Origin of the sequence: Stenotrophomonas sp. PS02297 (assembly GCF_029959705.1) — a bacterium.
GTDB classification, from domain to species: domain Bacteria; phylum Pseudomonadota; class Gammaproteobacteria; order Xanthomonadales; family Xanthomonadaceae; genus Stenotrophomonas; species Stenotrophomonas nitritireducens.
This window is the reverse complement of record NZ_JASCOS010000031.1, coordinates 18,767-33,326: the sequence shown is the minus strand read 5'-3', so window position 1 is coordinate 33,326 and position 14,560 is coordinate 18,767. Positions and strand designations below refer to the sequence as shown.

Here is a 14,560-nt window from a genome sequence, read left to right as displayed (position 1 = left end):
TTGTGCCGCGGCGCGGGGGGCCCCCGCCGCGCCGGGGCGGGGCGCGGGGCCGCGCGAAACTGCAGCAGTTGTCGAAGCCGCTGGCCGAAGCGACCTCGCCGATCATCATGTCGGTATCGCGCAGCAGCATCGCGGCGCGCTCCAGGCGCAGGCGCGCGGACAGCGACTGCGGGCTTTCCTCGTACAGGCTCTGGAAGGTCTTGGACAGATACCAGCTGGAGAAGTTGGTCAGCTCGGCCAGTTCGCCGATGCGCACCACCCGGTGGCTGTTGCCCTCCAGGTACATGCGCGCGCGCTGCATGCGGCCGAACACCTGGCGCTTGCGGATGCGCGAGCGCCCCGGGCAGCGCTGCACGCCGTCGGAGAAAGCCCGCTGCAGCGAAGCCACGTGCAGCAGCAATGGCCGCAGGACGTGCGAGCCCGGCCCCCTGGCCTGCGCTTCGCGCCACAGGTGCAGCGCCGTCCGCGCCTCTGTCCGGCTCATGAGGCCATGGCCGGCATAAAGCGCACTGTCGGCCAGGTCGCCCAGGGTACGCAGCGCTTCGGCATCCAGGGCCACGCCGATGCAGAGTCCATCGCGGCTGGCCTGGATCAAGGGCCGCGATTCCTTCTCGAACGCGATCCACTCGCGCTGCCTCAGGCGGAAGCGGCCTTCCTTGGATTCCACCCAGGCGCTGCCGCGCAGCTGCATCCAGACGGTAAATACCGTCCCGGAGGTCTGCAGGCTGCCCAGCCGGGCAACACCGACGCAGTTGGGACGCGGACCGTCCTCGGGCTGCTTCTCGAACGAAACCGACTGACCGCGATCGACCCAGGCCACCTGTCGCATGACTCACCATCATTTGCCTTCAATGGCCGATGGTTTTGCCAACTCTGGCCGCACGCGTCAGGAAGTTCCCACGATAACCTCACGAATTCTTCCGGAACGCTGGACGAAGAAATCACGAATCCGGTTTTCCCAATGCAGGCAACCACTTGAGGACGCCGAGCAAGGGGCGCGAAACGGTCTGCGGCACCGGCATGATGCCGATGTCGGTGCCATCGGCCACTGCCAGCGCCACATAAACCGCATCCCCATCGGGCGACACGCTGAACCCGTTGGTCGCACTCGCCGCCTTGGCTTCGAGGCAGCGCGGCGCCTGCGACAGGTCGAGCCGCCTCATCTGCACGGAACAGCCAGCTTCCTGGTGCAGGTAAGTCACCATGCCGTCATTGCCGACGGCCCAGGTCCGGAATCGCCACCGGCTCGGCACTTCTCCACTGAGCTCGCGAAAGCTGGAAGGCGACAGGTTCGCATCGGCAGACCACAGGCCGCCCTCCGCCAACCGGGTGAACAGCACCCGCTGGGTCCGGTGGTCGTAGCGCACCTGCGATGCGCCGGGTACCTGGGCAAGGCGCCGCCAGTTGCCGCCGGCGCGGTCGAACAACGACAGGGTGACCGGCCCCTGCCCCTCCCGCCCGATCACGAAGAACAGGTTGGAAGCAGGGCCGTAGATCGCCTGTAACGGCTCGGAAACGGGTATCGGCAGCCGCTTCCACTGTCCCTGTTCCGGCGTCACCTCATAGATGCCCGGCTGCCCGGCATCGTCGCGCCCGCTTACCAGCACCTGCTGGCTGTCGGCCGACCAGTCCGGCGATTGCCGCGCCTCGGGGCGCAGGCCTTCAACCGGATGAAGGGAGTCGGGCTGCCCCAGGCGCGCCCACCACAACGCAAACGCACCAGAGCGGCTCGAATTGAAGACCAGTTGCTGCCCATCGGGCGCGATCATCGGCTGCGCGTCGCGCCCAGACGATGCGAACAGCCGCTCCTTGCGCTCGGGATGATCGAGCGGAATCCGGAACAGGCCGAACTGCGGCGCACGATGCACGAAGGCGAGCAGCTTGCCCATGCCGGCCACACTCGGGCTCTGCGCATCGTCCACGCCCAGGTCCTTCAGCAGACCCGAACCCAGATCCACCTGGTACAGCCGGGATTCGCTATCCACCCGTCGCCCGAACACGATGGCGTCGTCGCCAAGCCATCCCCAACCACGCATTTCCACACTGCCGCCGGTGACGCGACGGGCCGCACCGCCGCTCGCTGCCATCACCCAAACAGCGCCCAACTGCGGGTTGCGGGTGAATCCAAGCTGGCGGCCATCGGGCGAGTAACGCGGTGCGTAGTCAAAGTCGCCTTCGCCTCTTTCATAGTCCAGCGCCGTCCAGCGGCCGGTCGCCAGATCCAGCCTGCGGATGCCAGGGGCCCCGTGACTGCCCGTCATCGAACCGAACACCAGGCCGCGCCCATCCGGCGTCCAGTTGAAACTCAACATCTCCGCGCCATCGCAGACGGTGGCTCGACGGGCATTGCCGCCGGTGGCGCCGATCACCAGCACCTCGCAGCCACCATCGCGACGGAAGCGCGCGAATGCGATCTCGCGCCCATCCGGCGACCAGGCAGGGAACCGGTCAATCGCCTCCGGGGGCGCTTCCACCAGCGTCGCCGACGTCGCGCTGCCGGTGCTCTGCACCTTGAGCGTCGAGCCGCCATCGCTTTCGTCGGCGAAGGCGACCAGCGCGCCATCGGGCGACAGCGCGGGGAACGTGCCGAAGCCCTGCCTGGCGGTGATCAGGCGATAGGGCCGCTCCGGACTGCCGATCACACCCGTACCATCGGCCGTGGCCGCGTCCAGCGCGGTTTCTTTCACCGGGCGGTGCCACAGCAGCCAGGCCATCGTCACCGAACTGCACAGCAGCAACAGCCCAACCGCCAGCAGCAGCCTGCGCCGCGCCTGCCGCCAGAATCCCCTGTTCTTCTGCTGGCCCGGGAGATCCGCCACCACCTGCGCAGCAGGCATCGGCGCGACTGCACTGGACACGGGCCCGTCCGCTTCCGGCACCGGCGGCTCGCCGGTCTCCGGAGACTGTTCCTCCCCCGTCTCCCATGTCACGGGAGCCAGCAGGCGATAACCGGTCTTGGCGATCGTCTCGATGTATTCCTGCCCTTCCGGGAACGTACCGCCGGCGGAGAGCGCCTTGCGCAGCTGCGTGACCGCCTGGGTGAGCACATCGTTGGTGGGAAGGGTATCGGGCCACACCTGCGCGAACAGTTCATCGCGGGTAATCACATTGCCCGCGCCACGGGCCAGCACCAGCAACACGCCGATCGCCTTGGGCGTGAGCCGCGCCGGACGACGTGCGCCGGGGGCCTGCACCTCGCGCGACGGCAGGACGATCAGGCAATCGCCGATATGCAGGCGATCAGTGAGGAGGGGCGCGCTGTCGATGGTTTCCATGCCGGTCAGGGAATGAATCGCTGGAGGGCATCGTCCTGAGCCCGCCCCCTGGAGGCGCCGCCGCCAGTGAACCGCCAAATTCCGCAAGTGGCGTCAACGCAATGAGCAAATGTTTTGAGGCGCACGGATATTAGCCTATGGAAGTTACCTGCATAGCCATGCGGGTCGACATCAGGCTCTCTCTCGCCGACGCAATCCATATAATCCGCTTCATAATTCGCGCCCCAGGGCGCGATTTTTTTATCTCCCGTTCATTTTTTGGCAACGCTGGTGAGGCGCTGCACCTGGCGCGAAACCCTTTGAATGCTGGTGCGCGGACCGATGGACGCGCCGCGGCGACGCAATGCGGATGCCGTTGCTTCAACAAGCTGAAGAAAACCTAAAGGGACGATCAGGCGGCATGGCTGCCAGGCATCCCCCTGAAGCCGCGCGCCATCCCTCCGCACACGGCAGACAGCGCGGAGCGAGGCCCACTCCGCGCATTCATCCTGCCTCACTCCACGCGATACACCTCGGCGCCCTGCGCGCGGAATTCCGCCGACTTGGTGGCCATGCCCGCCTCCAGTGCGGCGGCTTCGTCGATGCCCTGCCCGGCCGCGTAATCGCGCACGTCCTGGGTGATCTTCATCGAACAGAAGTGCGGACCGCACATCGAGCAGAAGTGGGCAAGCTTGTGCGCGTCCTTCGGCAGGGTCGCATCGTGGAATTCCCTGGCCTTCTCCGGATCCAGGCCGAGGTGGAACTGGTCTTCCCAGCGGAACTCGAAGCGCGCCTTGCTCAGCGCGTTGTCGCGCACCTGCGCGCCGGGATGGCCCTTGGCCAGGTCGGCCGCGTGCGCGGCGATGCGGTAGGCCATGATGCCGTCGCGCACGTCCTGGCGGTCCGGCAGCCCCAGGTGTTCCTTCGGCGTCACGTAGCAGAGCATCGCCGTGCCGTACCAGCCGATCATCGCCGCACCGATGGCACTGGTGATGTGGTCGTAGCCGGGCGCGATGTCGGTGGTCAGCGGGCCGAGCGTATAGAACGGCGCTTCGCCGCATTCGCGCAGCTGCTTGTCCATGTTCTCCCTGATCAGCTGCATGGGCACATGGCCGGGACCTTCGACCATGGTCTGCACGTCGTGCTTCCAGGCGATCTTCGTCAACTCGCCCAGCGTCTCCAGCTCGCCGAACTGCGCCGCGTCGTTGGCGTCGGCGATGCAGCCCGGGCGCAGGCCGTCGCCCAGCGAGAAGGCCACGTCGTAGGCCTTCATGATTTCGCAGATGTCCTCGAAGTGGGTGTAGAGGAAGTTCTCCCTGTGATGCGCCAGGCACCACTTGGCCATGATCGAGCCGCCACGCGAGACGATGCCGGTGATGCGTCCGGCGGTCAGCGGCACGTAGCGCAGCAGCACGCCGGCGTGGATGGTGAAGTAGTCCACGCCCTGCTCGGCCTGTTCGACCAGCGTGTCGCGGAAGATCTCCCACGTCAGCTCCTCGGCGCGACCGTCCACTTTCTCCAGTGCCTGGTAGATCGGCACGGTACCGATCGGCACCGGCGAATTGCGCACGATCCACTCGCGCGTCTCGTGGATGTGCCTGCCGGTCGAAAGATCCATGACCGTATCGCCGCCCCAGCGGATCGCCCACACCAGCTTTTCCACTTCCTCGGCGATGCCCGAGGACACCGCGCTGTTGCCGATGTTGGCGTTGATCTTGGTCAGGAAGTTGCGGCCGATGATCATCGGCTCGCCTTCTGGATGGTTGATGTTGCTGGGCAGGATGGCGCGGCCGCGGGCGATCTCCCCGCGCACGAACTCGGGGGTGATGGTCCTCGGGATGGATGCGCCGAATGCCTCGCCGGGATGCTGCCGCAATAGCGCCGATCCCTCCGCAAGAGCCCGCGCCTCCTTGTGCGGACTTTTCAACAGGGCATCGCGCACCGCTTCCAGCCGCTGGTTCTCGCGGATGGCGACGAACTCCATCTCCGGGGTGACGATGCCGCGGCGCGCGTAGTGCATCTGGGTGACGTTGGCGCCGGCACGCGCACGGCGCGGCAGGCTGCGCGCGGGAAAGCGCACCGCGTCGAGCTTCGGGTCGTGCTCGCGGCCGCGGCCGAACAGCGAGCTCAGCCCCTGCAGCCGTTCGGTATCGCCCCGCTCTTCGATCCAGCGCGCGCGCAGCGCCGGCAGGCCGGCGGACAGGTCGATGCGCGTGTCCGGATCGGTGTACGGGCCGGAGGTGTCATAGACCGTGAGCGGCGGATTGTCCTGCCCGCCGAACAGGGTCGGCGTGCGGGTCAGCGCGATCTCGCGCATCGGCACCTGCAGGTCGGGGCGCGAGCCCGGCACGTGGATCTTGCGCGAGCCGGGAATCGGCCGGGTCACGGATTCGGAGAGTTGCTGCGCCTGCTGCTGCAGGGCGGAAAGCGGTGCGTTCATCGGCGGCGTCCTGTTTGGGGCCCGCGCGGATGCACGGGCCGGACGAAGCGAAGGCGCACTGCCGCTGGCGCATGGACGCACCCTGGGCAGGCATCCACGCACGATGGGGCATTGCGAAGCTTCCCTACGCCGGTATCAACCGGATCAGGTTCCAAGGGACTGTCTCAACCGCGGCACGATGGCCGCGGTACCCCCGCTTCGGGCGGCATTAGAGCATGAAGCGCAGGCCAAAGGCACCGGCGCTCCCCGCAGGCCCCTGCCGGCCCGCTGGGACGCATGCCAGCGCACGATCGAGCCTTCCCGCTGGATTCCGCCACGGCAGCGCACCTGCGGCCGCGGCGGGATCTGCATGCGCGCCCATCGCACACCGCGGCCATCGCTCGCGGTGGATGGCGAAGCACGTTCTAACGGAATCGTGACGGCCCTTTCAGTACGATGCGCCGCTGCCGCATTCATGCCGCTCCTGTGCCGCCACGCCGGCCCTCCCTCTTCCGCGCCTGTTCGTGGCCGGTTCCACCGCAAGCCCTGGCTCGCTCCCCCATCCCCAGATCGGAGAAGCTCCTCCATGGTGTTTCGTGTTTCCATCGCATTGGTCGCCGCACTGGTGCTGCTGGCCGGCATCGCCCCCGGCCCCTTCAACGACGTCGTGCAGGCCGCACTGGTCGAGGTCGTGCGCAGCGTCGGCTGGATGTACCTGCTGATCGTGTTCCTGACGCTGACTTTCCTGCTGTACCTGGCCATCGGCCGCTTCGGCAACCTGCGCATCGGCGGCGAGGACGCCGAGCCGGATTTCTCGCGCGCCAGCTGGCTGGCGATGCTGTTCGCCACCGGCATGGGCATCGGCCTGGTGTTCTGGGGCGCGGCCGAACCGATCTCGCATTTCGCCAAGCCGCCGGAAGGCCTGGCCCCGCAGAGCGTGGATGCCGCGCGCGCGGCGATGCGCTACGCCTTCTTCCACTGGGGCCTGCACCCGTGGGCGATCTATGCACTGATCGGCCTGGCGATGGCATGGTTCCAGTACAACCGCAACGGCCGCGGGCTGATCAGCGACATGCTGCAGCCGCTGATCGGCCGCCATCACCGCGGCGCCATCGGCCACACGGTCAACATCGCCGCGGTGGTCGCCACCGCGATCGGCGTGGCCACCACGCTGGGCTTCGGCACCATCCAGATCGCCGCCGGCCTGCAGCGCGTGTTCGGCATCGCCGCGACGGTGCCGGTGCAGCTGACCATCATCGCCATCGCCTTCGTGCTGTACATGGCCTCGACCCTCAGCGGCGTGGAGCGCGGCATCAAGTGGCTGTCCAACTTCAACCTGCTGCTGGCGGCCGTGCTGCTGGCCGCGCTGCTTGTGCTGGGCCCGACCGGCTTCATCTTCGACACTTTCACCACCACGCTCGGCGCCTACCTCAACCAGCTGGTGACGATGAGCCTGCGCATGTCGCCGTTCTCCGGCAGCACCTGGGTGGCGGACTGGACCATCTTCTACTGGGCGTGGTGGATCGCCTGGGCGCCGTTCGTCGGCGCGTTCATCGCCCGCGTGTCGCGCGGCCGCAGCGTGCGCGAGTTCGTGGTCGGCGTGGTGCTGGCGCCGACCCTGCTCGGCTTCCTGTGGTTCTCGGTGTTCGGCGGCACCGCGCTGTGGGCGCAGATCACCGGCCACGCCGACCTGCTGCAGGCGCTGGGCAACGGTTATGAAACCGTGCTGTTCGCCCTGTTCGACAGCCTGCCCGGGCCACTGCTGCTGTCCATCGTCGCGCTGGTTCTGCTGGTGATCTTCTTCGTCACCTCGGCCGATTCGGCGGTGCTGGTGCTGGCCAGCATGTCCACCGACGAGGCCGGCGATCCGCCGCTGTCGCGCAAGGCGGTGTGGGGCGTGGCGGTGGCGCTGATCGCCGCGGTCCTGCTGCTGGCCGGCGGTCTGGACGCGCTGCAGGGCATGATCACCATCGCCGCGCTGCCGTTCGCGCTGCTGATGGTGCTGGTGATGGTCTGCCTGTACCGCGTGCTGGACGCCGAACACAACCGCCAGCGGCGCCTGGCCCAGCGCGCGCGGCACATGGTCGAGGCCTGGATCGAGCGCGAGAAGGCCGCGCAGGAGTAAACCCGCAGCGAAGCGACCCGCGCGCAGGACCTGGATTGACGAGGGGGCGCCGGGCAGCGCCCGGCGCCTTCGGCATCAGTAACCGGCTGCCTGCCCGTCCTTGCGGCTCTCCGACGCGCCGTAGTACACGCCGGTCTCCGCGTCGCGCATGATCGCCTGGTAACCGCCGTAGGGGCCGTCGGCGAACACCACGCGGTGGCCCTTGCGCATCAGCGCGCGGATGGTCTCGTAGGGGAAGCCGGTCTCCAGGTTGACCTCGCCGCCGTCGCTCATCGCCGTGCCCTGCCCGGTCGGCTCGGTCGACCCCTCGTGCTGGATGCGCGGCGCGTCGCCGGCTTCCTGCAGGTTCATGCCGAAGTCCACCAGGTTCATCACGATCTGCGCATGGCCCTGCGGCTGCATCGCCCCGCCCATCACGCCGAAGCTGGCGAACGGCTTGCCGTCCTTGGTGATGAAGGCCGGGATGATGGTCTGGAACGGGCGCTTGCCCGGCGCGTAGCCGTTGGGATGGTCCTTGCGCAGCACGAACATCTCGCCGCGGTCCTGCAGGATGAAGCCCAGCCCCGGCGGCGCCATGCCGCTGCCCATGCCGCGGTAGTTGGACTGGATCAACGAGACCATCATGCCGTCGGCATCGGCCACGGTCATGTAGATGGTGTCGCCCTCCTCCAGCTGCTTCGGCGTGCCCGGCTGCGCCTCCTTCAACGCCTTGTCCATCGAGATCAGCGCGCGCCGCTGCGCCGCGTAGTCCTTGGACACGAGGCGCTGCACCGGCGCAGGTGAGAACGCAGGATCTGCGTAGAAGCGCGCGCGGTCGGCGAAGGCCAGCTTCTTGGCCTCGACGAACAGGTGCACGTGCTCGGGCGAGCCGAACGGGATCTTCGTGAAGTCGTAGCCTTCCAGGATGTTGAGGATCTGCAGCGCGGCGATGCCCTGGCTGTTCGGCGGCAGTTCCCACACGTCGTAGCCGCGGTAGTTGCTGCTCACCGGCTCGACCCATTCGCCCTGGTGGTTGGCCATGTCCTCGTAGGCCAGGAAGCCGCCGTTGGCCTTGAAGTAGGCATCGATGGTGCGGGCGATGTCGCCCTTGTAGAACGCATCGCGGCCGCCGCCGGCGATCTTCTGCAGGGTGTCGGCCAGGTTCGGGTTGCGCCACAGCTCGCCCTTGCGCGGCGCGTGGCCGTCGATCGTGAACTGCTCCTTGAAGCCGGGGTACTGCGACAGGCGCGGCACCGAGCGGTCCCAGTAGTAGGCGATCACCTCGGCCACCGGATGGCCCTCGCGCGCGTAGCGGATCGCCGGGGCGAGGTTGTCGGCCATCGGCCTGCGCCCGAAGCGCTCGTGCAGGGCGAACCAGCCATCGACGGCACCGGGCACGGACACCGGCAGCGGCCCGGTGGCGGGGATGTCCTTCAGCCCGCGGCGCTGGAACTCGGCCAGGGTGAGCGACTTGGGCGAGCGGCCGGAGCCGTTGTAGCCATACAGCTTCTGCGTCTTCGGGTCCCAGACGATGGCGAACAGGTCGCCGCCGACGCCGTTGCCGGTCGGCTCCATCAGGCCGAGCGCGGCGTTGGCGGCGATCGCCGCGTCCACCGCCGAACCGCCGGACTTCATCACCTCCAGCGCGATCTGCGTGGCCAGCGGCTGCGAGGTCGCCGCCATCGCATGCGGCGCGATCACCTCCGAGCGGGTGGCGAAGCCGGGGCCGGTGATGCGGTCGGCGGCGTGCAGGGTGGGAATGGCCAGGCAGGACAGGAGCAGCAGCGGGAAACGTTTCATGGGCGCAGCCGGGAGCAGGAACGGACCCGGACGATAACCGGACGACGGCATTCGTGCATCCGTCGCCGCACGCGGAGCGGTGCTCATCGTTCCCGCCGGATTGCACGCCCGCCACCGCAAGGCGTCGCGCGGCCGCCCCGGCTGCCATCAAGCCCGGCCGCGATGCGCTCTTACGCTCCTCTTACGCCGGTGGCCTATCAAGTTGCCCGAAACAACACACGCCCGGCGGAACCTCCGTTTCCGCAGGGCCGCGCAGGTTTCCATCAAAGGGGCAATCCAATGCAAATGTCTTCCAAGCGCCGCCAGGGCGGCTTCACCCTTGTCGAAATGGCCGTGGTGCTGGTCATCATCGGCGTGATCATCGGTGCGGTGATGATCGGCCGCGACGTGCAGCGCAACGCCGAGTACACCCGCATCAAGCAGAAGTTCATCGACCAGTGGGTGGTCACCTACAACAGCTACCACCAGCGCTATGGCGCACCGATCGGCGACAACCAGTCCGCGCCGCAGTTGATGGTCAATGGCGCTCATTTCACTGGTTTCTCCGGCGGCGACATGAGCAAGAACGCCACCGAACCGTCGCTGATCTGCTCCGGCGCCGGTGACATACCCAAGGACGTGGGCCGTAGCAAGGAAACCACCGCCGAATTCGATCTGCGCGACCTGGTACGCAAGGCTGGCATCACCCTGCCGCCGGGTCGCGGCGAGGGCAAGGAAGACCGCTACGCCTACCTGGACACCAACGGCAATCCGCAGGAAATCCGCATCTGCTTCGGCTGGAACAAGCCCGGCAGCGCCTACGGTTCGGGCAACTCGATGATCATCACCGGCCTGACCCCGGACCTGGCCCGCGCACTGGACCAGATGATCGACGGCAAGCCGGACGCCGGCAACGGCGCGTTCCGCCAGTACATCACCGGCCTGACCCGCCAGGCGACCAATGCCGGCGGTGCGACCGATGCCACGAAAATCGGCACCGAGTGGGGCGGCAACAACACCGGCTCGATGAGCGCCACCACCGAAGGCAGCAAGTTCGGCTCCGCCACAGACGACGACCAGGTGATGACCGTCGTCGCCAACTACAAAATGAACCAGTAAGCCGATGCGTCCCTTCTTCCTGCTCGCGCGCCTACGCGACTCGCGCCGCGCCTCGCTGCTGCTGTTCGCCACGACCCTGGCCACGCTGGTGGTCGCGGCGATCTGGTTCGTCAACGCGCGCTCGGCCCTGGCCGATGCCTACCAGCGGCTGGGCGAACGCAACCAGTCGCTGTCCGAGGCGAAGGTGCGCGAGCAGGAAACCCGGCTGCGCGTGGATTACGCCAATTCCTCGCGCCAGTTGCTGGCGTCGGCCCGTGCCCATGGGCTGGCTCCGGACATCTGGGGCGAGCGGCTGATCAACCTGCGCCAGAGCCAGATGAGCCGCGAGGAAACGCTGCCCCTGCTCGCCACCGTGCAGCGCGCGCCCGACCGCCTGTTCGGCGCCGAGGCCTTCGAGATTGCCGTCACGCACCCGGACGAAGGGCTGTTCGATCCGCCCGACAGCGCCGACCGCAAGCCCGCGCCGCTGTCGCTGACCCTGCGCGGCAGCCTGCTGTTCCAGACCGCCAACGATCCCGGCACCCATCAGGGAACCTCTTCGCCATGAGCCAGCTTCACGTCATCCAGCAGCAGGGCCAGTGGCTGGTATTCGATGGCCGCAACGTATCGCGCAGCGACAGTCGTCCGCGTCTGCAACGCTCGGCCGTGGTGGTCAGCGATTTCGAGAATGCGGTCAGCAACGTCATCTCGCTGGAAGGCAGCCCGGCCCATGCGGTCGCGCTGATCGAAAAGCGCCTGCGTTCGGACGGCCTGATCGACAGCGAAAGCAAGATCCTGATCCACAAGACCCGCGGCGTCGGCGCCGGCTACCAGACGCTGTTCACCGCTGTTCCGCTGGACCTGTGGCAACAGACCTACGCCTGGGCCGAGGCGCAGCCGGACCATTGCCTGCTGATCCCGTTCACCTCGCTGTTGTTCAAGTCGCTCAGGCCCGGCCTGGGACTGGTGCTCCAGTCCGGCCGACAGGTCAGCGTGCTGGCCGTGCTCAAGCACGACATGGTCTATCGCACCGCACTGGCCTACAGCGAGGACCCTTCCGACCTGGCGATGACCGTGGGCGCCCTGGCCGAGCAGTTCGCCGAGGACCTGGGCACCGGCGAGGACAACCTGGAGCCGCTGTCGATCCAGTGGTGCCCGGTGCTGGTCCGACAGCCTGGCGAAGGCGGGTCATGGGCGGACGATGATCTGCGCGAAATCTTCTCCGCGCGCAGCGGCCTGCCGGTGACCAGCGTACCGCTGCGGCAGGTGGTGGACGAGCACGGCAACGAGTACCGCAGCGGCATCGGCTGGATCCAGTCCATGGCCAGCACGTCGATCGCGGTCAATCCGCTGGGCAGCCGCATTGCCTGGTTCGCCGAAGGGGCGTTGCCCATCGCCAGCGCGGCGTCGCTGGTGTTCGCGATGATCCTGGGCGCGCTGGGCGCGCGCTGGGCGCTTGGCGCTCGCGAAGCCAATGTGCGCTCGGACCAGCTGGGCGAGGAGATCGCGGCGATCGAGCGGCAGATCGACGGCCTGCACGCGCGTGAAGCGATGCCCGATGACTTCCCCGCTACCCAGGCCTTCATCGAACGTGCCGCGCGCCTGCAGAACGGTGCCGACCCCAGTGCCAGCCTGGCCCTGGTGCGTGATGCCGCAGCCGGCCAGGTACGCATCCTGCGGGTGCGGCTGGAGGAGCCACCTGCGCAGGCGGCGCAGGGCATGCCTGCCCCGCAACCGGCGCCCGCGGCCGACGGCTACACCCTGCGCGTGGACGGTGTCGCCGATGCCTGGCGCGGCACGGCCGGCATGCAGGTGCCCACCTTCGTCGAACGACTGCGTCGCGCCGGCTTCGATCCGCAACCGGTCGATCCCCAGAGCGGCGGGCTCAACACGCGTTCGGCCGGCGGCTTCTTCTCCTATCTGCTCAAGAGCCCGCTGTCGCAGGCCGCGGAGTCGCGTCCATGAAAATGAAATTCACCGCCGCTTTCGCCCTGGCGGTCTGGCTGGTGGTCACCGGCTGGCTGGCGACCATGGTCATCGTCAAACCGGCAGTCCTGCACCTGGGCAACGATGCGGACGAAACCGCGGAGATGGCGCAACTGCGCGGCGCCATCGAGCACAACCGGCAGATGCAGGAACGCGTGGCCCTGTTGCGCCAGTCCGCCTATACCGATGGCAACCAGCCGCTGCTGGCCCTGCCTTCGGCACTTCCGGCTGCAACTGCTGGCGGCGCCGCCGCCCCACACGGAACCGCCGGCACCAGCGGCACGGGCGGCGATCCTTCGACGCATACGGTTTCCGTGGTCCTGGTCGCCAATGGCCAGCGCAGCGCCATCATCGATGGCCGCCATGTCCGTGCCGGCACGCGGCTCGCCGATGGTTCGCGCGTGGCGGCCATCGGTGCCGACTGGGTGCGCATAGAGAGCTCGGACGGCGCACGCGCCGTGCACGCGGTGCCCTCGCCCTATCAGCCTGCCAGCGGAGCCGCACGATGAATCCGGCACACAAGCCCCTGCTGTGGGGTGGCGCGCTCATCGTCGTGGGCGCGCTGGCGGTTATCGCCCTGCGCGGAATCGGCGGCGGCGGCGACGCGCCAGCCCCGGCGACGCAAACCGCACCGGCACAAGAACCGGCGGCAGCCGCCGCCGTCGCTCCATCCTCCGCCGATGAGCCGATGCCATGGATGCAGGGCGAAGGCGCTCCTGCCGGCGGCACCGCCATTGCGCGTGCCGCGGCTGGCAATGCACCGCAGGCGGTGGCGCAAGCCGAGATCGACCGCTCGCTTGCCGACATCCGCCAGAAGTCGGAGCACAACATCCGCGCTGCCGACGACATGCTGGCCCAGCTCGATGCCCTGGAGAAATCCGGCAAGGTGCCGCCGGATCTGCGGCTGGATGCGCTGCGCAACAATCTGGTCATCGCCAAGCGCGCGCAGTCGCTGGCGCGCGAACTGGCCGAATCCACCCAATTGCCCGACAGCCCGCAGCGGCGCCAGCGCAACGCCGAGATCGTCGCCGAACTGCAGCAGCTGCAGGGCCAGCTGCGCTACGACGTGGCCCCCGCCGGCCTGCCCACCGCCGCGGACCGGACCCGGTGACATGCAGCCACGCCACCGCCCCGCACGGCTCGGCCCCGGCACGCGCAGCGGCTTCTCGCTGGTGGAGCTGGCGGTGGTCGTGGGCGTGCTCGGCCTGCTGGCCATGACCGCGCTCTCCGCCTTCGACAATCTCGGCCAGGCGCGCCGCCACAATGCCGCCCGCGCCCATGCCGAAGCCGCGCGGCAGGCGCTGTACGCCTTCGCGCTGCGCAACAAGCGCCTGCCCTGTCCCGACCTCTCGGCCAACGGCGATACCGGCTTCGAGGGCAGCAATGGCAGCTGCGCCGCCAGCGCCAATGTCGGCTGGCTGCCCTATGCCAGTCTCGGGCTGGACGTACCGGTACGCGGCGAGCGCCTGCGCTATGGCGTCCATCGCGGGACGACCGCCACCGACCTGGTCGCTCCCCTGCGCGAATCGGCCGACCAGCCCGACCTGGAATACGCGGGCGGCTTCGGCTCGGCGCTGTCGCGCATGGCCGCCGGCACCGCCACCGCGCCGCTCGCCAGCCAGCCGCATTACGTCAGCGACGGCACGCCCACGCAGTGTGGCACCGGCGGCGCCGGCTCGCGGGTAGTCAATCCCGCCTTCGTGCTGGTAGCTCCGGTCAGCGCCCGCGACGGCGGCACCGGCGATGCCGGCTTCGACGGCGCCAACAACCGCGCCTTCGCCCAGGGCAACGGCAAGTGCGTCACTCCTCCCGACTACCCCGGCGATGAGCGCTACGACGATCTCGTCGTCGCCGAAAGCGCCACTGCCCTGCTCGGTTGGCTGATGGCCACCGCGCGCTGACCGCCGATGCCCTTCCTCC

At 68.4% G+C, this 14,560-nt stretch carries 11 protein-coding genes and 1 riboswitch; of the genes, 7 read left to right on the top strand and 4 right to left on the bottom strand.

Features of this window, described 5'->3' with window-relative positions; translation table 11 throughout:
* From QMX80_RS08705 to thiC, 3 genes are all read right to left on the bottom strand, one after another.
* Positions 1–829, bottom strand: an 829-nt coding sequence (locus tag QMX80_RS08705) for an AraC family transcriptional regulator (RefSeq protein WP_282276520.1), incomplete at its 3' end; no start/stop codon positions are given.
* A gap of 112 nt (positions 830–941) precedes the next feature.
* Entirely contained in the window at positions 942–3,275 is a 2,334-nt protein-coding gene (locus tag QMX80_RS08700) for a winged helix-turn-helix domain-containing protein (RefSeq protein WP_282276518.1), read from the bottom strand.
* Between the two features lie 493 nt (positions 3,276–3,768).
* Positions 3,769–5,694 (bottom strand): phosphomethylpyrimidine synthase ThiC, encoded by a 1,926-nt coding sequence (thiC, locus tag QMX80_RS08695; RefSeq protein WP_282276517.1) that lies wholly within the window; start codon positions 5,692–5,694, stop codon positions 3,769–3,771.
* A gap of 103 nt (positions 5,695–5,797) precedes the next feature.
* A riboswitch (TPP riboswitch) is annotated at positions 5,798–5,899 on the bottom strand.
* Positions 5,900–6,259: 360 nt separating this feature from the next.
* On the opposite strand from thiC, the gene QMX80_RS08690 reads away from it, so the two are divergent.
* Entirely contained in the window at positions 6,260–7,798 is a 1,539-nt protein-coding gene (locus QMX80_RS08690; protein ID WP_282276516.1) for a BCCT family transporter, read from the top strand.
* 75 nt (positions 7,799–7,873) lie between these two features.
* On the opposite strand, the gene ggt is transcribed toward QMX80_RS08690, so the two are convergent.
* On the bottom strand, positions 7,874–9,577 hold the full coding sequence (gene ggt, locus QMX80_RS08685) for a gamma-glutamyltransferase (RefSeq protein ID WP_282276515.1): 1,704 nt from the start codon (positions 9,575–9,577) through the stop codon (positions 7,874–7,876).
* Between the two features lie 279 nt (positions 9,578–9,856).
* Here ggt and QMX80_RS08680 point away from each other — a divergent pair, with 279 nt between their 5' ends.
* The 6 genes from QMX80_RS08680 to QMX80_RS08655 are packed head-to-tail and all read left to right on the top strand — an operon-like array spanning position 9,857 to position 14,541.
* Positions 9,857–10,675: a prepilin-type N-terminal cleavage/methylation domain-containing protein gene (locus QMX80_RS08680; RefSeq protein ID WP_082443730.1), complete on the top strand. Its 819-nt coding sequence runs from the start codon at positions 9,857–9,859 to the stop codon at positions 10,673–10,675.
* A 4-nt stretch (positions 10,676–10,679) separates the two neighbouring features.
* Entirely contained in the window at positions 10,680–11,222 is a 543-nt protein-coding gene (locus QMX80_RS08675; protein WP_282276513.1) for a hypothetical protein, read from the top strand.
* Positions 11,219–12,619 (top strand): hypothetical protein, encoded by a 1,401-nt coding sequence (locus QMX80_RS08670; protein ID WP_282276512.1) that lies wholly within the window; start codon positions 11,219–11,221, stop codon positions 12,617–12,619. Before QMX80_RS08675 ends, QMX80_RS08670 begins: the two co-directional genes overlap by 4 nt.
* Entirely contained in the window at positions 12,616–13,149 is a 534-nt protein-coding gene (locus QMX80_RS08665) for a hypothetical protein (RefSeq protein WP_282276511.1), read from the top strand. Before QMX80_RS08670 ends, QMX80_RS08665 begins: the two co-directional genes overlap by 4 nt.
* Positions 13,146–13,751 (top strand): hypothetical protein, encoded by a 606-nt coding sequence (locus tag QMX80_RS08660; RefSeq protein ID WP_055771813.1) that lies wholly within the window; start codon positions 13,146–13,148, stop codon positions 13,749–13,751. The genes QMX80_RS08665 and QMX80_RS08660 overlap by 4 nt, the downstream gene beginning before the upstream one ends.
* A gap of 1 nt (position 13,752) precedes the next feature.
* On the top strand, positions 13,753–14,541 hold the full coding sequence (locus tag QMX80_RS08655) for a prepilin-type N-terminal cleavage/methylation domain-containing protein (RefSeq protein WP_282276509.1): 789 nt from the start codon (positions 13,753–13,755) through the stop codon (positions 14,539–14,541).
* The last annotated feature ends 19 nt before the right edge of the window (positions 14,542–14,560 follow it).

Bases quoted from the DNA above. Each gene is read 5' to 3' on its own strand.
- QMX80_RS08690 (WP_282276516.1), top strand. From the start codon at position 6,260: ATGGTGTTTCGTGTTTCCATCGCATTGGTCGCCGCACTGGTGCTGCTG.
- QMX80_RS08675 (WP_282276513.1), top strand. From the start codon at position 10,680: ATGCGTCCCTTCTTCCTGCTCGCGCGCCTACGCGACTCGCGCCGCGCC.
- QMX80_RS08655 (WP_282276509.1), top strand. From the start codon at position 13,753: ATGCAGCCACGCCACCGCCCCGCACGGCTCGGCCCCGGCACGCGCAGC.
- QMX80_RS08670 (WP_282276512.1), top strand. From the start codon at position 11,219: ATGAGCCAGCTTCACGTCATCCAGCAGCAGGGCCAGTGGCTGGTATTC.
- QMX80_RS08680 (WP_082443730.1), top strand. From the start codon at position 9,857: ATGCAAATGTCTTCCAAGCGCCGCCAGGGCGGCTTCACCCTTGTCGAA.
- QMX80_RS08660 (WP_055771813.1), top strand. From the start codon at position 13,146: ATGAATCCGGCACACAAGCCCCTGCTGTGGGGTGGCGCGCTCATCGTC.
- QMX80_RS08665 (WP_282276511.1), top strand. From the start codon at position 12,616: ATGAAAATGAAATTCACCGCCGCTTTCGCCCTGGCGGTCTGGCTGGTG.
- ggt (WP_282276515.1), bottom strand. From the start codon at position 9,577: ATGAAACGTTTCCCGCTGCTGCTCCTGTCCTGCCTGGCCATTCCCACC.
- thiC (WP_282276517.1), bottom strand. From the start codon at position 5,694: ATGAACGCACCGCTTTCCGCCCTGCAGCAGCAGGCGCAGCAACTCTCC.
- QMX80_RS08700 (WP_282276518.1), bottom strand. From the start codon at position 3,275: ATGGAAACCATCGACAGCGCGCCCCTCCTCACTGATCGCCTGCATATC.